Raw genomic sequence first — 25,743 nt, forward strand, 5'->3', positions numbered from 1 at the left:
ATGACTACTTTAAAGGGGGATTGCAGATGGAGATGCATCACTGGTATGCGCAGGTAGCCAGCCTATGCGAGAGCAAGGCAGAGGAATTCGGACTTCTGGGGTATGAAAATGTAGGGCCAAAGGACATCTGGGAGTGTGTAGTCAGCACGTACAAGCAGGAGCCGCCGCTGCATCAGCTGGTAAATGACATTTTGTCTTTAAAGCCGAATAAATACATGAATTACCTGATGGTGCAGATGTACAAAAATTCCTAATGAAACTTTTTTGCTGTCTATTCGTAGAGGGAGAAAGCAATGTGTAACAGGTCCCGACACGGCAGTCCGTTCGGCGAACCCTTCATTGCGGATGTGCAAATAGGAACCTATTTGCTAAACGAGGGGTTGGTTACCATGGTTCCGCTTTCCTACAAAAATTGACACGTTTTTTCTTACTTCGCTATAATGGGCATATTGGTTTCGCGTCAACCGACGGAACCCTGGAAGGAAAGAGGGGTATTACTACATGATTAAATGGGGAAGATTCCTCCTGTTCCTGGTTATCGTGGGGGTATTGGCAACATTGATGACCACGACAACTACACAGGTGGCAGGCAAGATCACACTTGGTTTGGACTTGCAGGGCGGCTTTGAGATCCTCTACGTGGTAGAGCCGATGGAGGCTAACCAAAAGGTGGATATCGAGCTGTTGAAAGCGACCGCGCGTATGGTCGAGAAGCGGATCAACATCGGGGGAGTGGCGGAACCCGTCATTGAAACCGAGCTTCCCAACCGCCTTCGCGTAAAGATCGCGTCACAGGCTGCCGATCAGGACAAGCTTCGTGAATTGATCGGAAAACCGGCAGTACTGACGTTCCGCGATGAGCAGGGCAAGATTATTTTGAAGGGTAGCGACCTGGCTCCCGGCGGTGCAGGGGTTGGCTATGATGAACTGAAACGTCCAGTCGTCACCCTGAAGATCTCCGATCCGAAAAAGCTGGAACAAATCTCACGGGAAAATCTGCATAAACATATGGCGATTTACCTGGATGAGACGATGATGACCAATCCGGTTATTCAAACCGTCATTACAGGCGGCAGTGCACAAATCTCCGGCGACTACACAGTGGAATCGGCACAGGAAATGGCAGATTTGCTGAACTCCGGCGCAATGCCTGCGAAACTGGTTGAAAAGCAGGTTACTTCTGTAGGTGCGTCTCTCGGTAAGCTCGCTTTGCAAAAAACAATTAACGCCGGCTATGTAGGCGCGGCTTTGATCTTTGTCTTTATGCTTGTGGTGTATCGCCTTCCTGGCTTGGTTGCCAATATCATGCTGGCGACGTTTACCTATTTGAGTATCGTCGTGCTCGACTGGATGGATGCCACGCTCACCTTGCCTGGTATTGCCGGCTTTATTTTGTCCGTAGGGATGGCGGTCGACGCCAACATCATTACCTACGAGCGTATTCAAGAGGAGATTCGCACTGGCAAGACGATTTTGTCTGCATTCCGTGCGGGTGAACGCCGTTCATTGATTACCATTCTCGATGGACACGTTACGACGCTGATCGCTACCGGTGTTCTTTTCTACTTTGGTACAAGCTCCATCCAAGGCTTCGCGGTCGTGCTTGCGATGACGATTATCGTCAGCCTGCTGACCAACGTATTTGGCTCCCGTTTGCTTCTGGGGCTGCTCGTCCGAGCCAACTTGATTAAAAAGCCTGTTTGGTTCGGTGTAAAGGAGAGTGAAATCGGTGAGCTCTAAACGACAACACGAGGATGTCATCAAGTTTGACATCGTAAAGAATAGACGCAAATTTTACATGCTTTCCGCAACGATTTTGATCGTCGGTTTGATTTGCATGCTGGTTATGGGATTGAACCTCGGCGTAGACTTCAAATCCGGTACACGTCTGGATATTTACGTTGGCAAGGAATTCCAGACTGCCGACATCGAAACGCTTATTAAAGAAAACGTGCCCAACACCGTATTTACTCCAGTAACCAAATACGGAGACAAGCAGGATCAGGCGCAAACGCGTTTTGACCACACGATTCCGGCCGATCAATTGCAGAAGCTGGAGAGCGCATTGAAAGCGAAATACGGCGACCAGGTATCCAAGCAAGAGGCTACCGTTGACCCGAGCATCGCCAGAGAGCTGGTGCAAAAAGCGGCGATTGCCGTCGCCGTCGCCGGGATCGGCATTATCATTTACATCGCGATCCGGTTCCAGTTTCTCTTTGGGATCGCCTGCATCATCGGTCTGATCCACGACGTTTTCATCCCGATCGCGCTGTTTTCGGTATTCCGTCTGGAAGTGGACTTGACGTTTATCGCGGCGATTTTGACGATCGTCGGTTACTCGATTAACGATACGATCGTAATTTTTGACCGGATTCGGGAAAACCTAAGAACAATGAAGTCCAAAACGGTTGAGGATCTGGAGCATCTGGTCAACGTCTCCCTGTGGCAGACGATGCGCCGCTCCGTCTTTACGGTAGGGACAGTTTTCTTGACTGCAGTCGCCATTGCCGTATTGGGTAGCGAGAGCATTCGCAACTTCTCCCTGGCCTTGATCTTCGGTCTGGTGAGCGGTACGTACTCCTCCATCTTCGTGGCTGCACAAGTATGGGTTACCTTGAAAAAACGGGAATTGGCAAAAAAACGTCTTTCTCCGGCTCCAACAGAGAGCTGATTGAATGATACCGCGGGGAATCCCCCCGCGGTTTTTTACTCTCAAGACAAATCCCCATAACGGGAGGCAGTAGGGAATGGACAATCGTTTGGCGAAAGCCCAGTTTGGCGCGTGGGTCGGAATCATCGGCAACATTGCATTAGCTGCTGCCAAATTGGTCATCGGCATGGCTGCCAAGTCGCAAGCTCTCGTCGCTGACGCTGTACACTCTGCATCTGACGTCGTCGGTTCGGTGGCTGTTCTGATCGGCCTGAAGGCGGCAGAACGCCCGCCTGACGAGGATCACCCGTACGGACACGGAAAAGCGGAATCGATCGCCGCGATTATCGTTTCGGTGCTGCTTGCAGTGGTCGGCTTTGAAATCGGGTCTGCATCGGTCAAGTCGCTTTTTTCGCCATTGGAGCCCCCTGGCTTCATCGCAGTCTGGGCGGCGGTCGGCTCGATGCTGGTTAAGGAATGGATGTTCCGCTACAAATACAAGCTGGGAAAAGAATTGAACAGCCCCTCCTTGATTGCCAATGCCTTTGAGCACCGATCCGATGTGTTTTCATCTTTTGCTGCATTGGTCGGCATCGGAGGAGCGATACTGGGTGGACGCTTCGATCTTCCCTGGCTGCTGTATCTCGATCCGATTGCCGGTATTTTTGTTTCCATCCTCGTTTTGAAAATGGCCTACGAGATCATGCGCGAGTCTATTCACAACGCGCTGGATCACGTTCTCCACGAAGACCAGACCGTCGAGCTGCGCCACGCCATCGAAGCGGTCGAGGGAGTGATGCGGATTGACTCGCTCCGCGCCAGAGAGCACGGCCATTATCAGATTGTCGATGTAAAGATCGGTGTCGACCCTCACATCACGGTGGAAGAAGGACACAGGATTGGGAAAGAAGTGAAGCAATCACTGCTCTCCCGCTTTCCCGATGTCCGTGATGTATTCATTCATGTAAATCCATACGATCCCGAGCCCGCAGACCGTACGGTAGGCATGAGAGAATAAAGCGCTTTCTGTTGTTGTCAGCCTCCCACACTTTCCTCTATAATGAATGAGGATTGGAGGAAGGCCTATGCTGAGAGCGAAAACACGCTGGCAACTGGCTGCGTACGATAATGAGCTGGCAGAGTTGATCGCCCGTGAGTGTGGTTTGGCTCCGCTGGTAGCCAAGCTTCTCGCGATTCGTGGAATCGATTCTCCCCAGCGTGCGAAAGAATTTCTGCAAGCGGGCCCCGAGCTCTTCCACGATCCGTTTGCCCTGTACGGGATGGAGAGCAGCGTGTATCGAATCCGTCAGGCCATCGAGCGCAAGGAACCGATCTGTATTTACGGAGATTACGATGCAGACGGGGTCAGCTCGACATCGCTCATGGTTCATTTGATGAGACGGATGGGCGCCGTGTTTGATTACTATATTCCCAACCGCTTCACGGAAGGATACGGCTTACATAAGGAGGCCATGTCTCAGATTCACGAGAGGGGCTTCAAGCTGATCATTACCGTCGATACCGGTATTAGTGCCGTGGAGCAAGTCGACTTTGCCAAACAACTCGGTCTGGACGTCATTGTGACGGACCACCATGAACCTCCGGAGGTTATCCCGGAGGCATTTGCCGTGATCAATCCGAAGCAGCCTGCATGCACTTATCCGTTTGACATGCTCGCAGGCGTGGGCGTCGCTTTCAAGCTGGCCCATGCATTGCTGGAGGAGCCGCCGCTCGATCTGGTTGATCTGGCTGCGCTCGGGACGATTGCCGACCTGGTGCCGCTGGTGGATGAGAACCGGATTTTGGCAAGACTCGGTCTGCAGCGCTTGAATCATACCCGCAATCCGGGTTTGCAGGCATTGATTAAAGTAAGCGGCTTGGCGGATGCCGAAAAGCTCACAGCCGGCCATGTCGGCTTTGCCTTGGGACCGAGACTGAATGCGGGAGGACGTCTGGAGACGGCAGAAGCGGCCGTGAAGCTCTTGACTACAGAGGATGGTCAGGAAGCGGAAGAGGCAGCCCAGCAGCTGGATGAGTTGAACCGGGAGCGGCAGGAGCTTGTCCAGAAAATGACCGATGAAGCCATCAGTATGGTCTTGGAAAAGTACCCTTTGGATGAAAACAGGGTGCTGGTCGTCGCCAAGGAAGGCTGGAATGTAGGGGTAGTCGGGATTGTGGCTTCACGACTGGTAGAAAAATTTTACCGACCGACAATCGTCCTCGGGATCGATCCGGAAAAAGGGACGGCAAAGGGCTCGGCGAGAAGCATTGCCGGCTTTGACATGTATGAGGCTTTGACAGCCTGCAAAGAGTGGCTTCCCCATTACGGCGGGCACACCATGGCAGCAGGGATGACACTGCCTGTGGATAACCTGGAGGCTTTTCGCAAACAGCTAAATAAACTGGCATTCGAATGGCTGACGGACGAAGATTTGATTCCGTTGACGAAAGTGGATGTCGCCCTGGAAATGCCGGAAATCACACTGGAGACTGCCGAACAATTGGAGCTGCTGGCCCCGTTCGGGATGGGCAATCCGACGCCGCTGGTGCTGGTAAACGATGTGGAGGCCTCGGGCATGCGCACGATCGGGCGGGACGATACCCACTTGAAGTGCTCGCTGGTGAAGGATGCCTGCCAGATCGATGCGATCGGCTTCAACTGGGCCCATATTGTTTCCCAGGTGACGCCGAAAGCACGTTACCAGGTGCTAGGCGAGATGTCGGTAAATGAATGGAACGGAAACCGGAAGCCGCAAATCACCATCCGGGATATCGCTGTGCCTCACCGTCAAATTTTTGATTGGCGCGGCTGCAGAGATAAGCTCGACAAGTGGCGGAAGCTGCAGGAGAGCAGCGAGACATTGACGATCATGTTTCGGCAGGAAAGCTACGAGGAGCTGTTCCCCGTCGCTGCGCTCGGAGGCAGCACAGACAGCTTGTTGTACCTCTCGCCGAACCACGCTGCCAATCCCGCCGCCAGATCGAATGTGATTCTCTACGATCTGCCCAAGACCCGCAGCGATCTCGCTGGTGCGGTGGCGTATCTGGAGCGGGCGGAGCGGATTTACTGTTTGTTCGGGGACCCTGACCTCGGACTTGAGCGGATCTCCTGTCCGGGCCGCGAACAATTTAAACTCGTCTATCAATTTTTCATGCAGGTTCCCCTGGTGCAGCGAATTCATCTGGATGCGATGGCACGCAGGTTGAAGCTGAAGCGGGATGTACTGGAAGGGATGCTCGCCGTATTCGCAGAGCTGGACTTCATTACAATGGAGGAAGGGGCCATCAGGCTCAACGCCCAAGCAGCGAAGCGTCCGCTCGACAGCTCCCGCCTGTATATGGAGTGGAAAGAAGAAAGCGAATTGGTAACGGAACTGCTGCTCTCTTCGTACGATTCACTGGTAACTCATTTTCAACAGCAGGTGGCAGCGACCACCGCGTAGGAGGAATTTTTTCATGGATTTTAAATCGTACATTCGCGTGATTCCTGATTATCCACAACCGGGTATTCGCTTCAAGGATATCACTACGTTGTTAAAGGACGGCCCAGCCTATAAAGCGGCGATTGAGGAATTGACCACTTTTGCCAAGGAAGTGAATGCCGAAGTGATCGCGGGTCCGGAAGCACGTGGTTTTGTCGTCGGTGCTCCGCTGTCGTATGCGCTTGGTGTCGGCTTTGTGCCGGTCCGCAAATCGGGCAAATTGCCGTACGAATCGATCAAGGCAGAGTATAACCTGGAGTATGGAAAGGATGCGCTCGCCGTTCACGTGGATGCGATCCAGCCCGGGCAGCGCGTGCTGATTGCCGACGATTTGCTGGCGACAGGAGGAACGATCACCTCGACGATTCAACTGATTGAGCAGCTGGGAGGAATCGTGGTAGGTGCAGCCTTCTTCATCGAGCTTTCCTATCTGGATGGCCGCCAAAAACTGGGTGACATTCCAGTCAAAACCCTTGTACAGTATTAAGCAAAGACGGGCGCAATGCCCGTTTTTTTGTTTTTGTGCGCCCAGCATGGGCGATAGCTATAGGGTGAAAGTCCCGAACGGGGGTTGGCTGTACCAACCGTTAGCTCAAGGCAAGGGTGTCGACCGCGAGGTCGAATCTGAAGGAAGCCGGCGGCAAAATCCCGACCTGAGGTACACGAACCCAATTTGAGGCTGTTGTATCCGGGCGAGTCTGCCAAACAAGACAAAGCCCCATACAGCCAAGGGATACAGTAGTAAACTTGGGCAGGTACATGGGATGAAAGTTATCGTTCTTACCTGGGGAGGTCTGCATGAAACGCCTTCAACTGTTGGTAACCGTCTCCGTAAGGAGACGCTGAACATGCAGAAGTCAGCAGAGGCCATAGTACCCGAGTAGAGGACGCTTGAATGGGGAAGGGCCGAACATCAAGCCAGCATGCGATCCATGTCTTTTGATACGGTACGTCGAAGCAGAATTCTGTCAAGGAACTACTTTTGAAGAGCAGGGGTGAAGCCCCGAGGGTACAAAAGAGGGCTGAGTATCGTACAGCAAGCACGGAGTCCGCATGTGCGAAGGAAGGAACATCATTATGGATTTGCTGGAAAAAGTCTTATCACGGGAAAACTTACGGATGGCACTCCAACGAGTGGAGGAAAACAAAGGTGTCGGTGGAGTCGATGGTGTTTCAACCGAACAACTACGCGATTATCTACGTGAACACTGGCAAGCCATCCGCGAGAAGATGGAAAGGGGAACCTATAGACCTTCACCTGTTCGCAGAGTCGAAATCCCGAAACCTGACGGTGGTGTAAGGTTATTAGGCATTCCCACCGTGGTAGACCGCTTTATTCAGCAGGCCATCCTCCAAGTGTTAACGCCGATCTTCGACCCCACCTTCTCGGAATCTAGCTATGGGTTCCGTCCAAAACGTAGCGCTCACATGGCAGTAAGGAAAGCGCAAGCGTATATCTCCGAAGGATATCGTTTCGTGGTGGACATCGATCTAGAGAAATTCTTTGATCGCGTAAATCATGATATTCTAATGAGCCGTGTGGCTCGAAAAGTTCAGGACAAGAGAATTTTAAGACTGATTCGTTCCTACTTGAATGCGGGGATCATGATAAATGGCGTCTGTACAACATCAAGTGAAGGAACACCGCAAGGTGGGCCGTTAAGCCCACTTTTGGCAAATATCCTACTTGATGATTTGGACAAGGAACTCGAAAAGAGAGGCCACCGTTTCTGCCGCTACGCAGACGATTGTAATATCTACGTGAAAACAAAACGGGCAGGGGAACGAGTAAAGAAGAGTATTCAAAACCACTTGGAGAAGGTACTAAGGCTAAAAGTAAATGAGGAGAAAAGCGCGATAGACCGACCATGGAAACGAAAATTCTTGGGCTTTAGTTTTACCTTTGCAAAACAGACAAGGATTCGCATCCACCCCAAATCCCTCCTCAAGCTAAAAGAGAAAATCCGCACGATCACGAATCCGGTGTGGAGCATCTCGATGGAGAAGCGGATTGAAAGAATAAATCAGTACCTCATGGGCTGGATTGGATATTTCGCCCTTGCAGACGCGAAGGGCATTCTACAATCCATTGAGGAATGGACAAGGCGCAGGCTCCGTCTTTGTTTGTGGATGCAGTGGAAACGCGTGAGAACCAGATATCGAGAACTTCGTTCTCTTGGCATATCTCACGTAAAAGCCATTGAAATTGCAAATACCCGCAAGGGTGCATGGCGTACCACAAAATCTCCGCATATACACAAAGCCCTCGGCATTGCCTACTGGCAACAACAAGGGCTGAAAAGCTTAGTGCAACGATATTCTCAAATTCGTCAAGCTTGGTGAACCGCCGTATACCGAACGGTACGTACGGTGGTGTGAGAGGACGGGGGTTAGTCGCCCCCTCCTACTCGATTGGCCATCCTGCAAACTTTCCCTTGAGAATCACCTTTACATTACAATGGACATACAAGATAATAGGATAAATAGACAGTTTTCATCTTTTCCCCTTTGTGCAACAGTGAGGGGAGCACAAGCGGCACGTAATAACGTCAGCTTCTCCGTGAGCTTCCGATGAAGCTTTTTTTATACGATCGGACGTATCAAGATTGTTACCGGTTATCGGCATGAGCAGCGAAAAAGAGCGCACTCCTGCCCTATGCCGTACACCCGCACGTCCCGTACTTCGCAGGCTAAGGCTTCGCAAAAAAAGCTTGGCTCAGCCAGGTTTTCTAATGAGAGGATAAGGGAAGGAACTATGAGCACCGGCATTAATGAAGTACTCACAAAAGCAGGCAGTTACTTGTCCAAAGCGGACCTGGATCTGATTACGCGCGCGTACCAGCTGGCAGAGAAAGCCCATGAAGGCCAGGTGCGCAAATCGGGCGTTCCTTACATCATGCATCCCATTGCGGTTGCTGGCATTTTGGCAGAGCTGCACATGGATGCGGTAACGATTGCTGCCGGCTTTTTGCATGATGTAGTGGAAGACACCGAGGTTTCGCTCGAACATCTTCAGGGCGAATTTGGCCAAGAAGTAGCTTTGTTGGTTGACGGCGTGACCAAGCTCGATAAAATCAAATACAAGTCAAAGGAGGAGCAGCTGGCCGAGAATCACCGCAAGATGCTGGTCGCGATGGCCCAGGACATCCGTGTGATCATGATCAAGCTGGCTGACCGCCTCCACAACATGCGGACCCTCCGCCATATGTCAGAGGAGAAGCAGCGGGAAATTTCAGATGAAACACTGGAGATTTTTGCTCCACTGGCTCACCGCCTGGGGATCGCTTCCGTGAAATGGGAATTGGAAGACACATCGCTCCGCTATCTCAATCCACAGCAATACTACCGCATTGTCAATTTGATGCAGAAAAAGCGGACCGAACGGGAAGCCTACATCAACGAAGCTGCAGACACAATCAAGGATAAGCTGAAGGAACTGAACATCGAAGCCGAAATATCCGGCCGTCCCAAGCACATTTACAGCATCTACAAGAAGATGACGAAGCAAAACAAGCAGTTCAACGAGATTTACGATCTTCTCGCGCTTCGCATCATCGTCAATGACATTCGCGACTGCTACGCGGTTCTGGGGATCGTCCACACGCTCTGGAAGCCGATGCCCGGCCGTTTCAAGGATTATATCGCAATGCCGAAAGCAAACATGTACCAGTCGCTGCACACGACTGTCATCGGTCCGAAAGGCGAGCCGCTGGAAGTGCAGATTCGCACATGGGATATGCACCAGACGGCGGAGATCGGGATCGCAGCGCACTGGGCCTACAAGGAAGGCAGAAGTGTCGTCCAGGGCTCCTTTGCCGAGAAGCTCGGGAACCTGCGGGAGATTATTGAAGGGGGCTCCGAGGAGGCTCCAAACGCCCAGGAGTTTATGGAGTCCTTGAAACAGGATCTCTTCTCCGACACGGTGTTTGTCTTTACTCCAAAAGGGGACGTGGTCGAGCTTCCGAAAGGCTCTGTGCCGCTCGATTTCGCTTACCGCATCCACTCCGCCGTCGGCAACCGGACGATCGGGGCGAAGGTAAACGGCAAAATTGTGCCGCTCGACTATTCGCTGAAGACGGGCGACATCGTGGAAATTTTGACGTCCAAGCACTCGTACGGCCCGAGCCAGGACTGGCTGAAGATCGCCAAATCGGCTCACGCCCGAAACAAAATCAAGCAGTGGTTTAAAAAGGAAAAGCGGGAAGAGAATGTAGCCAAAGGACAGCAGATGGTCGAGGCCGAAATCAAGGCCAGAGGCTACGATCTCAAGGATGCGATGACCGATGCGAATTTGAAGGAAGCTGCAACCCGCTTCAACTTTCAGGGCCATGAGGACATGTTCGCCGCTGTGGGCTATGGCGGAATCACAGCCTCCCAGATCGTCACCAGGCTGATCGACAAGCTGCGCAAAGAGCGGGAGGAACAAAATCCGCCTGTGCCGGAATACAAGCCAGCTCCTGCGCAGTCAACAGGCCGCAGCGAGTCGGGCGTCAAGGTAAAGGGCGTCGACAATCTGCTGGTGCGGATTTCCCGCTGCTGTACGCCGGTCCCTGGGGATCAGATCATCGGGTTTATCACCAGGGGCAGAGGCGTTTCCGTTCACCGCAAGGACTGTCCCAACGTCCTGACGGAAGAGTGCATGGAACGGTTGATCGATGTGGAGTGGGATACCGACTTCAAGCATAACTACCATGTGGATATCGAGATTACCGGTCAGGATCGAAGCGGCCTGCTGAACGATGTTTTGCAGGTCGTGGCAGAGACGAAAACGAATATCTCTGCGGTCAGCGGCAAAGCAGACAAAAATCGGGTAGCCACCATTCACATGACGATTTCTATCAGCAATATCGATCACCTGCACAAAGTGGTCGAGCGCATCAAGCGCATCAAGGACATTTATTCCGTCCGACGGATTCTCAGCACCTGATCCCACAAGATCGGGTGTTCTTGTTTCGTTCTGGTGTAAGCAAAGGACAGTACCCAGCGCTACGGGCGAGCAATTTAGAAAGATACCATCGAGACAAGCCTTTGGTACTGCAAGATGAATGATCTGGAAGGAGTTTTTGCTGCTGTGCGAGTAGTAGTCCAACGTTCCCGCGAAGCAAGTGTCACCGTGGCAGGCGAAGTGGTCGGCCGTATTGACCACGGCCTTGTGCTTTTGGTCGGGATTACGCATGAGGATACAGAGAAAGACGTAGAGTTCATTGCCGACAAGATTGCCAACCTGCGCATTTTTGAAGACAGCGAAGAAAAAATGAACCATTCGGTGCTGGATACAGGCGGTCAAATCCTGTCCGTCTCCCAGTTCACCCTGTATGGCGATTGCCGCAAAGGCAGGCGCCCCAATTTCATGGCTGCCGCCCGTCCCGAAAAGGCCGAGCCGCTGTACGATCTGCTCAATGCCAAGCTGCGGGAAAAAGGCTTGATAGTAGAAACAGGCCGATTCGGAGCGATGATGGACGTGCGTCTCGTCAACGACGGTCCCGTTACGCTGATCGTGGAAACATAAACATCAGGTCGCTTTCGTGGATGGCCCTATCCACTTGACAGAGAAAAAGGAGTCGAGACATCTCGGCTCCTTTTCGTATTTTATTAGCCGCCTCTAGTAGCAGAAAGGAACCATGGCGGACACCGTTTTTATTTTACATGGAGTGAATCCTCCATTTCGCGGATCAGAAGCTCAACAGCGTCGACAACTGCTGCTGGCCTCAAGGCCGGGATCATATGTCCGGTATCCGGCAAAACGATCAAGCGCGAATGGCTAATCTCGCGATGGAGCCGGTACGCATGCAGGTCGGGCCTAAATGGATCCTTTTCGCCGCAAACAATGACTGTCGGGGTCTGTATCCGGGAATAATGCTGTTCCATGGCGGGAATAGTTTGCGCAAATGCGAGAATATCCTCGCGATTGGCACGCAATTGACTTGGACGAGACCATAGAGCATTCGCTATTTTCTGATAGCCGTCTGGAACTTTGTCCGGCGAGAACGTAGATTGCAGCATGGTTGAGGTCAGCTTTCTCGCCAGGGGAGGCAGTACTGTATGAGCGGCCAGGCTGCCCAAAAAGGGTACGCGCAGCAGTCGGCCGAGGAACAGGTCTATCGCTCCAGCGGGATATGCTTTTCCACCATATGCGCCGGGAGCGACCAGAACCGCTCCAGCAAGCTCGCCGGGGTAGTCCAGCATGTAGGCGAGAACGAGCGAGGCGCTCCAGGAATGCCCGACCAAAATAGGCTGTTTTGCGTCCAGTTTGCGCAAGGCTTCCTTGAGCAGTCGCGCCTGTACGCGGGGGGTCGCCCATTCGGTCTTTGGCCGTTCGCTGTACCCGTATCCTGGACGATCAAAGGCAATCGCCCGGAACCCGCGGGAAGCCGCTTCGCTGACAACGTTAGAAAAATCGCGGGAAGACAAGATGCCTCCATGGAGAAAAACGATCGGGCGACCGGTTCCTTTTGAGGTGAAATGGAGCCGGATATGTTCTGCCTCTACGTATTCTCCGGCCGGCGGGAAAGCTTTCCTTGTGGTGCGGTCGAGTCTTCGGTTGTGCACATACAAACAGAGGAGCAAGAGTAAAACAAAAGTAAAAGCGGTCAGAATAAACATCAGGTTCATATGGAAGCTCATAGATGAAAACCAACCTCCTTATATGAATTCTATCTGGTGTGTTAATCACGTACTGATTGGTATGTTGATGGCATTAATGATCCCGTCTTTTTGCAAGGACGGGTTTTTCTTCTATTTGCCTTTATGCTGAATCCCTTGCCAGAGAAGTTGAGCAAGCTGTGATGTGATCGAAGGCAATTGGACACGCTTTGGATCGATAAGCAACCCGAGAAGCAGACCGTTGATCAATGATTGAAACAGAATGGCGATTGCTTGCGGGTCAACGTCATCAGCAAGCAGTTGTTCCTTCTGCCACTCTATTATCATCGCGGCAGTCCCCTCAATAATCTGGCCGTAGGCGGAACGAAGCGCATCGGCCACGAGTGGATCACGGGAAGCAGTGACGAAATCAAAAAAGAGCATGGGTGCGTGGGAATCCGGCTCGAAGCATTCGAATTGGGCTGCTAACATAGCTGCCAGACCCTTCACTGCGGCTATGCTGTTTCCGTTGCCAAACGCCATCCGACCTGTTTGCGGCAGGACTTTCAACTGTTGGCTTAACTGGTGTTCGCAAAGAGCCGCAAACAAGTCGCTTTTACTTGAGAAGTGCCAGTATACAGCGCCCTTGGTCATGCCAGCGTCTGCTGCTACCAGGTCCAGAGACGTCCCGGAAAACCCGTGCTTGGAGAATACGCGGGCTGCGGCATCCAAAATTTTCGTCCGCGTATCCGCAAGTGAAGATCCGCTGGCAGCTTGCTGCGCCTCCAGCCACTTCCTCATTTCCTGCTTGGAGCCGAAATGGCGTCGTACTGCCGTCCAATGTACGCCTGCAGCTTTCGCCACATCGGCAAAGCTGATCTTGTCGAAAGGACGTTTCTCACTCAGATGTAAAGCCGCTGCCCGTATTTGCTGACTCGATTTCATTGCTTGCACCTCAGTATAACGAAATATAATGCGGATTACATACCAAATAGTATGCGAATAGTATATGATTCCAAAAATGCAACGTCAAGCCTATAAAATAAACGAACCCTTGTCTTCACATTGGAAGACAAGGGTTCGACGGTTATCCTTCTTGTACGCTCTGGGATGAGAAGTACTGCAAAATCCCGTTAAAGAGGCCTTCTGCAGCCAAATCCTGCTGTTTCTCAGAACGAAGCCGGAGCTCTTCGTTGTAGTTGGAGAGGAAACCGATCTCCGCCAAAATCGAGGTCACAGGATTTTCTCTCAGAACGTAGTAGTTGCCAAAGCGGGACTGCAAGTCTTTGTAGGACGTCGCTTTCACGACTTCTGTTTGCACCAGGGAGGCGAGCTTGCTTGAATTCCCTTTGTTGTAATGGAAAATGATCGTTCCGTTCGTCGTCGAATTCGGATGCGTGTTGTGGTGGATGCTGACAAAAATGTCCGCGTTGTTCTGAATCGCCACATCTACACGCTGCTGCAGCGTCAGCTTCCGGTCGTCGCTGCGGGTCATGATCACTTTGGCTCCGGCGGCCTCCAATTTATTGCGCAATAGCAGGCCCACCTGGAGGTTCACTGTTTTTTCCAAAGTGGAGAAGCTGGAGCCGGTAGCGCCGTTGTCATTGCCGCCATGTCCCGGGTCGACAACGATAACCTTGCCGACAAGCGCGTTTGTTTTCACAACTGCCGGCGCTCCCGTTGCGGATACCAGCCAGCCGGCTACGAAGCCTGTAGAGCCATCGCTGAATTTGAGCTGGAACCAGTCGCCCTCGCGTTTGATGATCGAGTATTTTTCACCCGGCTGTATCTGCTTGAGGATGGAGTGATTCGTCCCAGGGCCAGAACGGACATTCGTATCCGGGTTGAGGACAGTGACATGCGGTCCAGGGGGGGCGGGCATGACAGGCTGCTGGACAGTTACGAGCCAGCCTGCGACCCATCCTGTTTTGCCGTCCGGCGTTTGCACCCGGTACCAGTCTTCTTTTTTCTCCAACACTGTCAGGGTACTGCCAGCCTTCAGTGTCCCCAGGACAGCGCTTGCTGTATTCGATTCCGCCCGGAGATTTAACCCGTCGGTCTGTACGGTTGCTGTCTGCTTGGCAGGCTGCTGTGTATCGGTGTTTCCGCTGTTTGCCGGAGGCTGTACATCAGGAGGCTGCTGATTCTGGTTGGCTGCTCCGCTGCCTGCGTTAGCCTGTCCGGTGCCAGGCTGGGTGGTTCCTTCCTCGGGAATCCACGCCTGTATGCCATCGTATGGAAACTGAATCCATCCATTCTGCTTTTTCGTGACGGTAATGGTGTAACCGGAATGAAGCTGTCCGATGGCGGGCAATGAAAAATCCGGTGACGGGTAAATGTACGGATTGTATTCAAGCGTCAACGAATTGCCTTGTGATCCTGCTTGTTCAGCGCCTGCAGAGCCGCCAGACTGGTTTGGCGCTGTTGGCGGATTTCCTCCAGCTGGAGGTGTGGCCGGCTGACCGGCTGGCTTTCCGGCATTGTGCTCAGTAACGAGCCAGCCTGCGACCCAGCCCTTGGCGCTTGCGGACAGCTGAATTTGGATCCATTCGCCGCTGCGCTGCGTAACCGTGTATTTTTTGCCCGGATTAATCTTTTCGACGACAGAATAGTTTTGCCCTGGGCCCGAGCGAACGTTTAAATTGTCAGTAGTGCTTTCTACCTGCGGGGCGGTTGATTGAGCACCAGTCTGTGAGGCTGGTTTAGCGCTTGTACTCGACTTTGTGACCAGCCAATTGGCCACCCACCCGGTTTTCCCGTCTGGCAGCCGGACGTTTACCCAATCACCCTTTTCAGAGATGACAGGCAGTACCGTTTTGATCGGCAGGGTAGTGACTACCTGATCCTGTGTGCTAGGACCAGAACGAACGTTAAGATTATCGACCGTAACCTGGATGGTTCCAGCTGCAAATGCGGCTGTGGCAGGCAAGGTAACGGCACAGGCGACAGCAAGGAGTGTCCGCAGGAGATGTTGACGAAAACGCACGAATTTGACACCCTTTCCAGTTTTATAGATGTGAAGTACCGATTTTAGAGGAATTTACCAAAAGTACTCTTTCGTCCTCTCATTCTTCTTTTCCTGCTTTTTCCGACAAACTTCTTTAAAAAATACCAAATTTTTATGGTTGAAGCTTGCTTTCTTCTGACTGGAAACAGCATCGTCAGTGATGGCCAATTCCGTGATGACCGGGCTTCCCTTATGCTTTTTTGCACTGCGGGCCATACTAGGATACAACCAGCACGGATGAGAGAAGGAGGCACGCAGATGAGACAGTCCAACAAGGAAGCATTTGCGCAAGAGACAAACAGACGGTTGTTCTCCGTCGATTTTCACGACTTTCTGGAAAAGGAATCGACATTGAACGACGTGGAGATGTCCAGGGAATTTCACATCAGCATCAGAGATGTGCAGGAGCTCAGAAGAAAGCTGCGCCGGTGAACGAAATTCCGGGTGCTTTCGCCAGGTTGACCACGCTTTTTTTGTCGGATAAGATGAAGGGGCAGACTGAAAAGCAGGTGAACCCATGATTCAGGTGAAGTGTGAAGGACATCAATTCGAGCGGGAAATCGGTTTGATTCTCGCCTTGTTTTATGAAGACCCGGAAATTGTATATGTATCGGAATGGAAAGGCTCAGACAGCCTTCGCATCCGGCTTTCCCTGGAGGAGCGTGGAGATGGCGTCTGTGCCACAGGAGAATTGCATGCAGGAGACCGGCATGAAAAGCGGATGGTGGAGCGTCCGTACACGGTCCTGGAGGAAAAGGAACAGCGGAAAATCGCCAAGCGTGCTGTCAGCTATGTTTTGCTCCAACTTCTGGAAGAACTGACGGGCATCGAGCAAGGCTGGGGCGTGCTCACCGGCATCCGGCCTACCAAGCTGATGCATAGCCTGCTTTCGTCAGGAGCGGAGCGGGAAGCCGTTCACCGCCGCTTGCAAAAGGACTACATGGTTCGGCCCCACAAGCTTTCCTTGCTTCAGGAGATCGTCGACAGGCAGTTGAAAGTCGTTCCTGATTTTTACCAGATCGACCGGGAGCTTTCTGTATACATCGGGATTCCGTTTTGCCCGACCAAGTGTGCGTACTGCACCTTTCCGGCATACGCCATCCGCAGCCATACAGCGTCAGTGAATCCTTTTCTGGAAGGGCTGCACTACGAGATCGAACGAATGGGCCAATGGCTCACGGAACGGGATATGCGGATCACCTCGATTTATTTTGGCGGAGGGACGCCGACGAGCATTACGGCAGATGACATGGATCAGTTGTTTCAGACGATGCATCGGACCTTTCCGCATATGGATGGCGTACGCGAGCTGACAGTGGAGGCAGGCAGGCCCGACACGATTACCCGTGAAAAGCTGGACGTGATGAAGCGGTGGGAGGTTGACCGCATCAGCATCAATCCGCAATCGTTCACCCAGGAAACGCTGCGGGCGATCGGACGTCATCATACGGTGGAGGAAACGATTGAGAAATACCATTTGGCGATGGAAATGGGTTTGACCAACATCAATATGGATTTGATCATCGGTTTGCCGGGTGAAGGGCTGAAGGAATGGGAGCACAGCCTGCGGGAAGTAGAAAAGCTGATGCCTACTTCCTTGACGGTTCACACCCTCTCATTCAAGCGGGCCTCCGAAATGACGCAGAACAAGGAGCGCTACCAGGTGGCCAGCCGGGAGGAAGTGAGCCGGATGATGGAGCTTGCTTCCCGTTGGACGAGGGAAAAAGGCTATCATCCCTACTACCTTTACCGCCAGAAAAACATCCTGGGCAATCTGGAAAATGTCGGCTACGCCCTTGAGGGACAGGAGAGCATCTACAACATCATGATCATGGAAGAGGCGCAGACCATCCTCGGACTCGGCTGCGGAGCCGTCTCCAAGCTGATGGCCCCCGGCAGCGGCAAGCTTGTCAGGTGGCCGAATCCAAAGGACCCGAAGACGTATAACGAGACGTACCGGACTTTGACCGAAGAGAAGCTCCGCGATCTCGACCAGGTGTACGGGGGAATGTCCACGCAAGCATCAGTGGAAAAGGCCGGAGCAGGCAAGTAAGGTGCGGCTGGTCAATTTGGCGCAGTCAAAAAAGTTTTATCCGGTGCCTGTTGACGCCTGATTCGCCGTTTGCTATGATTTGCATTAAGATTTTCAAAGGACCTTTTTTACAACGATCTAATGACGGGAACAAGTACCCAGGAAACGGATAGCCAGAGAGGAATTGCCGCGGCTGAGAGCATTTCCCTATGACGACTTGGTGAATGACATCCCCGAAGACCGCAGTGAACGAAGCGGCTTTTTGCCCTTTTTAGTAACTGGCAGGCGTAAGTCGGCGTTAACGACTGGAAAAGTGGGGCTCCGGTATGAGAAATGGAGTCCAAGCAGGGTGGCACCACGGGAGCAAAACCGATCTCTCGTCCCTGACATGTTTGCATCAAGCGGCATGTCAGAGGCGGGAGATTTTTTGTTTTGGTTTGAACTAGTTTCCGGCAGGAAGCAAAGATGGAGGGTTAACAGATGGCAAAGATTCAAATTCCTCGCGGCACGCAGGATATTATGCCAGGTACGGTTGAACTGTGGCATTACATCGAGGCCAAAGCGCGCGACTTGTGCAGACGGTTCAACTATCACGAGATCCGCACACCGCTGTTTGAAAGCACAGAGCTGTTCCAGCGCGGTGTCGGAGAAACGACGGACATCGTCGAGAAGGAAATGTACAACGTCTCCAATCCGCGCAGCGAGGACGCCTTGACGCTTCGCCCGGAGGGAACGGCTGGCGTAGTCCGCTCCTACGTGGAGAACAAGCTGTACGGCTCGCCCAATCAGCCGGTCAAGATGTACTACCTCGGGCCGATGTTCCGCCACGAGCGCCCGCAAGCTGGACGCTACCGGCAGTTCGTCCAGTTCGGAGCGGAAGCGATCGGCTCCAGCGATCCGGCGATTGACGCGGAAGTGATCGCTTTGGCGATGCGGCTCTATCAAGAGCTTGGGCTGACAGGACTGAGTGTCGAGCTCAACAGCGTGGGCACGCTGGAGGACCGGGCGAACCACCGCAAGCACCTGCTCGAACATCTGAACGGCGTGCGCGATCAGCTTTGCCCAGACTGTCAATCCCGGATTGACCGCAATCCGCTGCGTGTGCTCGACTGCAAAAACGAAACCTGCAAAACGCTGACAAAAGATGCTCCTTCTATTTTGGAGTATTTGAGCGATGAGTCTGCCGCGCATTTTGAAGCGGTCAAAGCGTACCTGACCGAGCTGGGAATCGCCTACACGGTAAACCCGCGCATGGTTCGCGGTCTCGACTACTACACCCAGACTGCCTTCGAGATCAAAATGGCAGAAATCGGTGCCGTAGAAACGCTCTGCGGCGGCGGACGCTACAACGGGCTGGTGGCAGAGCTCGGCGGCGACGACATGCCGGGAATCGGCTTTGCCCTCAGTATCGAGCGGCTTCTGCTCGCTCTCGAGAAGCAGGGGGTCCAACTGCCGGTGTCCGTCGGCATCGACTGCTTCGTGGCGATTCAGACGCCGGATGCGAAGTCGGCAGCCTTCCGCCTCGTCGACCGTCTGCGCAGCGCAGGTGTGGCGGCTGAGCTGGACTATCTCGACCGCAAGATGAAAGCGCAGTTGAAACAAGCGGACCGGCTGGCTGCGAGATTTACCGTCATTATTGGCGAGTCCGAGCTGGCCAGCGGAACAGCGGTTCTGAAAGAAATGGCCACTGGGGAGCAGCAGGAGATCAAGCTGGCTGAGCTGCCGGCTGTCATCGCAAGCCGCTTGGGATAAATACAAGATCGACATCAGAAAAATGAGTGGAGGAAATCAAAAATGAGTTGGCAATATCGTACCGTGCAATGTGGAGAGGTTGGACTTGAACAGGTAGGACAGGAAGTCATCCTGAACGGATGGGTGCAAAAGCGTCGCGACCTCGGCGGCGTTATCTTTATCGACTTCCGCGACAGAACAGGTATCCTCCAGATCGTTTTTAATCCGGAGCACAACAAGAACGCATGGGAAGTGGCAGACAAAGTACGCAGCGAGTACGTGCTGGCTGTAAAGGGGACCGTCGTCAAGCGCGCACCGGAGGCTGTCAATCCGAAGCTGAAAACGGGCGAAGTCGAAGTGATCGTGAGCGAAATCATCATCCTGAACGACGCCAAAACGCCTCCATTCCAAATCGAGGATGACATCGACGTAGATGAGCAGGTCCGCCTGAAATACCGTTACCTGGACCTTCGCCGACCGGAAATGCAGCGCTCCCTGATTCTCCGCAGCAAGGCAGCCAAAGCATTCCGCGATTTCCTCGACGAGAAGGGCTTTGTCGAAGTAGAAACACCGATGCTGACCAAGAGCACGCCGGAAGGAGCGCGTGAGTATCTGGTGCCGTCCCGCGTGCATCCAGGCGAATTCTTCGTGCTTCCGCAATCTCCGCAGTTGTTCAAGCAATTGCTGATGGTATCCGGCATGGAGCGCTACTACCAGATCGCCCGCTGCTTCCGTGACGAAGACTTGCGTGCGGACCGCCAGCCTGAATTCACCCAGGTGGACATCGAGACCTCGTTCCTGTCTATGGAAGAGCTGCTGCCGATGATGGAAGAAATGATTGCCCATGTATTCAAAACGACGATCGGCGTAGACGTGCCGAGACCATTCCCGCGTCTGACGTATGCGGAGGCGATGGCCCGTTACGGTTCCGACAAACCGGACGTACGCTTCGGCATGGAGCTGACCGATGTGTCCGACCTCGTCGCAACCAGCGATTTCAAAGTGTTTGCCAGCGTCGTCTCTGGCGGTGGCCAGGTAAAGGCGATCAACGCGAAAGGCTGCGGACATTACTCCCGCAAAGAAGCGGATGATCTCGGCAAGTTCGCGTCCCGCTACGGTGCAAAAGGCCTGGCGTGGATGGGCTTCAAGGACGGCGAAGTCAAAGGGCCGATCGCCAAGTTCTTTGGCGAAGCAGAAATCAACAGCCTGAAAGAACGACTGGCCGTAGAAGAGGGAGACCTGCTCCTGTTTGTGGCCGACAAGCCGAAAGTCGTGGCCGATGCCTTGGGCGCGCTTCGCTCCAAGCTGGGTGCCGAGCTTGGCCTGATCGACCACAGCCAGTTCGCCTTCCTCTGGGTCGTCGACTTCCCGCTGGTCGAGTGGGATGAGGAATCGCAGCGCTATCTGGCTCTGCACCATCCGTTCACCCGTCCAAAAGACGAAGATTTGCACCTGTTGGAAAGCGATCCTGGCCAAGTCCGGGCGCAGGCCTACGACATGGTGCTCAACGGCTACGAGCTGGGCGGCGGTTCGATGCGGATTTACAAGCGCGACGTACAGGAAAAAATGTTCCGTACACTCGGCCTGACCGAAGAAGAAGCAAAACAAAAGTTCGGCTTCCTGCTTGACGCATTCGACTTCGGTACGCCTCCTCACGGCGGGATCGCACTCGGTCTGGACCGCTTGATCATGCTGCTGGCCGGCCGCAGCAACCTGCGTGAAGTGATCGCGTTCCCGAAAACAGCGAGCGCAAGCGATCTGATGGTAGATGCGCCAGGTCCGGTGGACGACAAGCAGCTGGCTGAGCTGAACATCATGACGACGGTAAAAGACGAAGAAGCCGAATAAGCGGGCTTGCACAGTCGCATGAGCGTTTGATACATTGGTAATACTGATAAATAGCCCTGCGATGTACGTGACTTCCGATAGTTTTGAGCCACAAAGTCTTTTTAGGGAGTTTTTCGTCCGCAATCGCGAGGACATGCCTCCATCGAGTGGACGTCCGGGACGGTTGGGCAAGACACCCACCTGCGATGAGCAGGTTCAAAACTGTAGGAGCAGCACGGCATTTTGGGGCTCCTTTTTTGTCTGACATTCCTACTTTTCCGATTGCATATCGTTTATGCTCCTTCCAGTCGATAAACGGATTGGATTTGTTCCTCAAGAATTGTCATGCTTTGATCAGAAAGGTTGACGGTGGATGCTTCATCAATTTTCTCGTTGCGAATTGGCCTTCGGTCCCGAAGGTTTGGAAAAAATGAAAAACAGCACAGTAGCGGTACTCGGTGTAGGGGGTGTCGGTTCCTTCACGGTCGAAGCTTTGGCCCGCACCGGCGTAGGCAAGCTGGTACTGGTGGACAAGGACGTCGTCGACATTACCAATATCAATCGCCAAATTCATGCTACGCTCAATACGATCGGTCAAAAGAAAGCCGAACTGATGAAAGAGCGGATTGCCGCCATCAACCCGGCTTGCGAGGTTGTCACGCTGAACATGTTTTACAATGCGGAAACGGCCGATCAGCTGTTTGCCCATGAGCTTGATTACATCGTCGATGCGATGGATACGATGTCGGCCAAGCTGCACCTGATACTGGAAGCGAAACGACGCAACATTCCGATCATCTCCAGCATGGGAGCGGCCAACAAAATGGACCCGACAAAGTTTGAAGTGGCCGATATTTCCCAGACCAGCTACGATCCGATTGCCAAGGTAATCCGCCGCGAACTGAGAAAAAGCGGCATTTACAAGGGTGTAAAAGTGGTGTACTCCAAGGAGATCCCGGTGACCATACGCACCGATGTCCGCGAACAGATCGTAACCGATCCGAATTCGCCGATCAGCAAAGTGCGTCAGCCCCCGGCCAGCAATGCATTTGTCCCTTCCGTAGCAGGACTTATTCTAGCGAGTGTTGTCGTCCGCGATCTGTTGGACTGGCAGCCGGCAAAAGGGTAGAGCGACATGGATCTGTTTTCATTTGCCCATGAAGCAAACGACAAGGGACAAAGCAAGCCGCTTGCTGCCCGGATGCGACCGCAGACGATCCGCGATGTGATCGGCCAGGAACATATTCTTGGAGAAGGGAAGCTGTTGCGCCGGGCGATTGAGGCTGACCAGGTTTCTTCGCTGATTTTTTACGGGCCGCCGGGAACAGGCAAAACGACCTTGGCCAAGGTGATTGCCCGCACGACACGGACGCATTTTGCCGAGCTGAATGCCGTAACGGCAGGGGTGGCTGACATTCGCAAAGTCGTCGACGAGGCGAAGGAACGGCTGGTTATGGGCGGCCAGCGGACAACGCTGTTCGTGGATGAGATCCATCGCTTCAATAAATCGCAGCAGGATGCCTTGCTTCCGTATGTGGAGGAGGGCACCATTACGCTAATTGGAGCGACGACGGAGAATCCGTTTTTCGAGGTAAATCCGGCACTGCTTTCGCGGTCGCAAATTTTCCAACTCCAGCCATTGACGCATGAACACCTTGAACAGGTGATACAGCGGGCTTTGACAGATGAAGAGAACGGCTTGGCGGAGCTGTATGTGGAGGTTGAGCCGGAGGCGAGGGATCACTTGATCCAATACGCCGAGGGCGATGCGCGCAGACTGCTCAACGCGCTGGAGCTGGCTGCAACGACAACGCCTCCCGGACCGGACGGACGCATCGTCATCACGCTCGATGTGGCCGTGGAGTCGATCCAGCGGCGTGCTGTTCGTTACGACAAAAGCGGTGACAACCATTACGACACGGCTTCTGCTTTCATCAAATCCATCCGCGGCTCTGATCCGGACGCGGCCCTGTATTGGCTTGCCCGGATGATCGACGCTGGGGAAGACCCGCGGTTTATCGCCCGCCGCCTGATTATATCGGCTTCCGAAGACATCGGAAATGCCGATCCGCAAGCAATTACCGTGGCCGTATCCTGTTTCCAGGCGCTGGAGCTGGTCGGCATGCCGGAGGGACGGATTCCTTTGGCCCAAGCGACGACCTATCTGGCGACAGCTCCAAAGAGCAATGCGGCGTACAACGGGATTAATCAGGCGCTAGAGACGATTCGGACAGACGGCCACAAGCCGGTTCCGATCCATCTGCGCGACTCCGCATACAAAGGGGCTTCCCGCCTCGGTCATGGAAAAGGATATTTGTATCCGCACAACTACCCTGGCGGCTATGTTGAGCAGCAATATTTGCCGGACGGGGTGGACTATGCATTTTACCGGCCGAAGCCGATCGGCTACGAACAGGAAATCGGCCGCCTGCAAAATGAGCGAAACAAGGTAACAGACGATTCGCAAAGCTGATATCGTATAAAAAACTCCCCCAAGGTACGGGGGAGCATCGCTTAGGTTCGCACATTTCCGCCCGGTTTGTTGGGCAGATCGCCGTTTTCATTTGGCTGCTTGCTCTGTTCGCTGGCGCCAAAACGAGCTTTGTGGGCAATGGTACCGGCCGGCTGGTCGTAAAGCGTGTCGGAGGGATGGTTGCGCCCTCTCTCCGAGCGTTTGTTCGTTGCCATCGTGCATTCACCCCCTGGAAGCTAGTGTGTCCCCGACGAGCCGAGAAATGTAAGAGACGGGGAAACTGGTTTGCGGGGAATACTGCAGATAGAGGAGAGTTGTTACTGTGAAAATATCTACGAAAGGACGTTACGGCCTCACGATCATGATGGAGCTGGCCAACCGCTTTGGAGAGGGGCCGGTTTCGCTGAGAAGTATCGCCCAGCGCCACGATTTGTCTGAGCATTATCTGGAGCAGCTCGTCGCGCCGCTGCGCAACGCAGGATTGGTAAAAAGCATTCGCGGAGCGTACGGCGGCTACGTCTTGGCGAAACAGCCCGAGGAAATCTCTGCGGGAGACATCATCCGCGTTTTGGAGGGACCGATCAGCCCGGTCGAGTTTGCCGAGGAGGAAGACCCGGCCAAGCGCTACCTCTGGCTGCGTATCCGCGACAGCATTTCCGCAGTACTCGATTCCACATCCTTGCAGGATTTGATCAGTTATAAGGATGAAGGCCATTCTGACGGCTACATGTTCTATATATAGAAGGTGACATTAGTGCGAGAGCGAATCTATCTGGACCACGCTGCCACGACACCGGTACATCCCCGTGTGGTGGAAGCGATGCATCCATTTTTGACAGAAGTGTACGGAAATCCCTCGAGTGTCCACGGCTTTGGACGTGAAGCGAGACAAGCTCTGGAAGGAGCCCGCGATACGATCGCACGCTTCCTCGATGCCGATCCGCAGACCCTGGTCTTTACGAGCGGCGGCACGGAAGCGGACAATATGGCGATCATTGGCGGAGCGATGGCCCAGCGCGAGCGTGGCCGCCACGTGATCACGTCCAGCATCGAACACCATGCCGTTCTGCATGCTTGCGAGCATCTGGAACAGCTCGGCTTTGAAGTAACGTATCTCCCTGCGGACAAAACGGGCTTGATCAGCACAGACGAGCTGAAAAAAGCAGTACGGCCGGATACAATCCTCGTATCGATCATGTACGGCAACAATGAGGTCGGAACGATTCAGCCGATCGAAGAAATGGGAAGCTATCTACGCGAGCGCGAAATCGTTTTTCACACGGATGCCGTGCAGGCCGTGGGCGTTTTGCCGATCAGCGTCAGCAAGCTGCCTGTCGACATGCTGTCTGTTTCCGCCCATAAAATCAATGGCCCCAAAGGAGTCGGGGCGCTGTTCTTGGGACGCAAGGTGCCGTTTACCCCTTACCTGCACGGCGGCTCGCAGGAGCGCAAACGCAGGGCGGGTACGGAAAATCTGGCGAGTATCATCGGATTTGCCGAAGCGGCCAGGATCGCGCAGGAGGAAATGGAGGAGCGCGTAGCCAAGTACCGGCAGATGCGCACCACAATGCTCCAGTGCTGGCAGCAGGAAGGCATCTCTTTTGAGGTAAACGGGCATCCGGAAAAACACCTCCCGCATATTCTGAACGTAAGCTTTCCCGGTGTCCATACCGAAACGATGCTGATGAACCTCGATCTGGAGGGAGTGGCAGCCGCGAGCGGCTCCGCCTGTACGTCCGGCTCGCTGGAGCTGTCGCATGTGCTCGAAGCGATGTGCCTGGATGACCCTGTAGCCCAATCGGCGATTCGGTTCAGCTTCGGAATCACCAATACTGTTGAGGAAGCAGAGCGGGCTGCCCGGAAGGTGGCCCAGATCGTACATCGGCTGAAACGGTAACCGTTTACGAACGAGTGTGGCTCAACTGAAACGAAGAGTTGAACAGACGATAAAAACCAACG

At 53.5% G+C, this 25,743-nt stretch carries 21 protein-coding genes and 1 other RNA gene; 18 read left to right on the plus strand and 4 right to left on the minus strand.

Translation table 11 applies throughout. From position 1 onward, the window contains the following. The first annotated feature begins 26 nt into the window (after nt 1–26). The 9 genes from NST96_RS09625 to dtd all read left to right on the plus strand — a co-directional run bounded on the left by NST96_RS09625 (nt 27) and on the right by dtd (nt 11,641). Nucleotides 27–254 carry a post-transcriptional regulator gene (locus NST96_RS09625; protein ID WP_003387574.1) on the plus strand — a complete coding sequence of 76 codons (228 nt, stop codon included), beginning with the start codon at nt 27–29 and terminating at the stop codon, nt 252–254. Between the two features lie 247 nt (nt 255–501). Next, complete coding sequence (secD, locus tag NST96_RS09630) at nt 502–1,740, plus strand: protein translocase subunit SecD (protein WP_003387573.1); 1,239 nt, start codon at nt 502–504, stop codon at nt 1,738–1,740. Beyond that, complete coding sequence (gene secF / locus NST96_RS09635; RefSeq protein ID WP_003387571.1) at nt 1,730–2,671, plus strand: protein translocase subunit SecF; 942 nt, start codon at nt 1,730–1,732, stop codon at nt 2,669–2,671. The genes secD and secF overlap by 11 nt, the downstream gene beginning before the upstream one ends. Before the next feature lie 76 nt (nt 2,672–2,747). Next, nucleotides 2,748–3,668 (plus strand): cation diffusion facilitator family transporter, encoded by a 921-nt coding sequence (locus NST96_RS09640; RefSeq protein WP_339167682.1) that lies wholly within the window; start codon nt 2,748–2,750, stop codon nt 3,666–3,668. A gap of 67 nt (nt 3,669–3,735) precedes the next feature. Next, nucleotides 3,736–6,093, plus strand: a complete 2,358-nt coding sequence (recJ, locus tag NST96_RS09645; RefSeq protein ID WP_122958163.1) for a single-stranded-DNA-specific exonuclease RecJ — start codon at nt 3,736–3,738, stop codon at nt 6,091–6,093. A 13-nt stretch (nt 6,094–6,106) separates the two neighbouring features. Next, nucleotides 6,107–6,619, plus strand: a complete 513-nt coding sequence (locus NST96_RS09650; RefSeq protein WP_003387568.1) for an adenine phosphoribosyltransferase — start codon at nt 6,107–6,109, stop codon at nt 6,617–6,619. 590 nt (nt 6,620–7,209) lie between these two features. Further along, entirely contained in the window at nt 7,210–8,475 is a 1,266-nt protein-coding gene (gene ltrA / locus NST96_RS09655; RefSeq protein ID WP_024985202.1) for a group II intron reverse transcriptase/maturase, read from the plus strand. Between the two features lie 412 nt (nt 8,476–8,887). Beyond that, entirely contained in the window at nt 8,888–11,059 is a 2,172-nt protein-coding gene (locus NST96_RS09660) for a bifunctional (p)ppGpp synthetase/guanosine-3',5'-bis(diphosphate) 3'-pyrophosphohydrolase (protein ID WP_003387567.1), read from the plus strand. Between the two features lie 144 nt (nt 11,060–11,203). After that, nucleotides 11,204–11,641, plus strand: a complete 438-nt coding sequence (gene dtd, locus NST96_RS09665; protein ID WP_003387566.1) for a D-aminoacyl-tRNA deacylase — start codon at nt 11,204–11,206, stop codon at nt 11,639–11,641. Nucleotides 11,642–11,769: 128 nt separating this feature from the next. Here the strand turns inward: dtd and NST96_RS09670 are convergent, their stop codons facing one another. From NST96_RS09670 to NST96_RS09680, 3 genes are all read right to left on the minus strand, one after another. Continuing rightward, nucleotides 11,770–12,756, minus strand: a complete 987-nt coding sequence (locus tag NST96_RS09670; RefSeq protein WP_003387565.1) for an alpha/beta hydrolase — start codon at nt 12,754–12,756, stop codon at nt 11,770–11,772. 111 nt (nt 12,757–12,867) lie between these two features. Then, entirely contained in the window at nt 12,868–13,659 is a 792-nt protein-coding gene (locus tag NST96_RS09675; RefSeq protein WP_122958164.1) for a TetR family transcriptional regulator, read from the minus strand. Between the two features lie 142 nt (nt 13,660–13,801). After that, entirely contained in the window at nt 13,802–15,700 is a 1,899-nt protein-coding gene (locus NST96_RS09680; RefSeq protein ID WP_342406158.1) for an SH3 domain-containing protein, read from the minus strand. A gap of 279 nt (nt 15,701–15,979) precedes the next feature. Between NST96_RS09680 and NST96_RS09685 the strand changes: the two genes are divergently transcribed. From NST96_RS09685 to NST96_RS09715, 7 genes are all read left to right on the plus strand, one after another. Continuing rightward, complete coding sequence (locus NST96_RS09685; protein ID WP_342406160.1) at nt 15,980–16,153, plus strand: hypothetical protein; 174 nt, start codon at nt 15,980–15,982, stop codon at nt 16,151–16,153. An 85-nt stretch (nt 16,154–16,238) separates the two neighbouring features. Continuing rightward, entirely contained in the window at nt 16,239–17,774 is a 1,536-nt protein-coding gene (locus tag NST96_RS09690) for a coproporphyrinogen III oxidase (protein ID WP_024983960.1), read from the plus strand. A gap of 459 nt (nt 17,775–18,233) precedes the next feature. Next, a complete protein-coding gene (gene hisS / locus NST96_RS09695; RefSeq protein WP_122958166.1) occupies nt 18,234–19,505 on the plus strand; it encodes a histidine--tRNA ligase in 1,272 nt (423 codons plus the stop codon). A gap of 42 nt (nt 19,506–19,547) precedes the next feature. Next, nucleotides 19,548–21,332 (plus strand): aspartate--tRNA ligase, encoded by a 1,785-nt coding sequence (gene aspS / locus NST96_RS09700; protein WP_031932378.1) that lies wholly within the window; start codon nt 19,548–19,550, stop codon nt 21,330–21,332. 50 nt (nt 21,333–21,382) lie between these two features. Further along, a non-coding RNA gene (gene ssrS / locus NST96_RS09705) (6S RNA) lies at nt 21,383–21,565 on the plus strand. A 119-nt stretch (nt 21,566–21,684) separates the two neighbouring features. After that, a complete protein-coding gene (locus tag NST96_RS09710; RefSeq protein WP_003387554.1) occupies nt 21,685–22,440 on the plus strand; it encodes a tRNA threonylcarbamoyladenosine dehydratase in 756 nt (251 codons plus the stop codon). A 6-nt stretch (nt 22,441–22,446) separates the two neighbouring features. After that, the gene (locus NST96_RS09715; protein WP_024983959.1) at nt 22,447–23,784 is read left to right on the plus strand and encodes an AAA family ATPase; all 1,338 of its coding nucleotides are present in this window, start codon (nt 22,447–22,449) and stop codon (nt 23,782–23,784) included. 41 nt (nt 23,785–23,825) lie between these two features. Here NST96_RS09715 and NST96_RS09720 read toward each other — a convergent pair whose 3' ends face one another. Beyond that, nucleotides 23,826–23,999, minus strand: a complete 174-nt coding sequence (locus NST96_RS09720) for a hypothetical protein (protein WP_170208318.1) — start codon at nt 23,997–23,999, stop codon at nt 23,826–23,828. 107 nt (nt 24,000–24,106) lie between these two features. Here NST96_RS09720 and NST96_RS09725 point away from each other — a divergent pair, with 107 nt between their 5' ends. Beyond that, on the plus strand, nt 24,107–24,526 hold the full coding sequence (locus tag NST96_RS09725) for an Rrf2 family transcriptional regulator (protein ID WP_003387550.1): 420 nt from the start codon (nt 24,107–24,109) through the stop codon (nt 24,524–24,526). A 12-nt stretch (nt 24,527–24,538) separates the two neighbouring features. Next, entirely contained in the window at nt 24,539–25,681 is a 1,143-nt protein-coding gene (locus tag NST96_RS09730; RefSeq protein WP_024983958.1) for a cysteine desulfurase family protein, read from the plus strand. Nucleotides 25,682–25,743 lie beyond the last annotated feature (62 nt).

The sequence above is a fragment of the Brevibacillus sp. FSL K6-2834 genome, assembly GCF_038592925.1.
GTDB classification, from domain to species: domain Bacteria; phylum Bacillota; class Bacilli; order Brevibacillales; family Brevibacillaceae; genus Brevibacillus; species Brevibacillus borstelensis.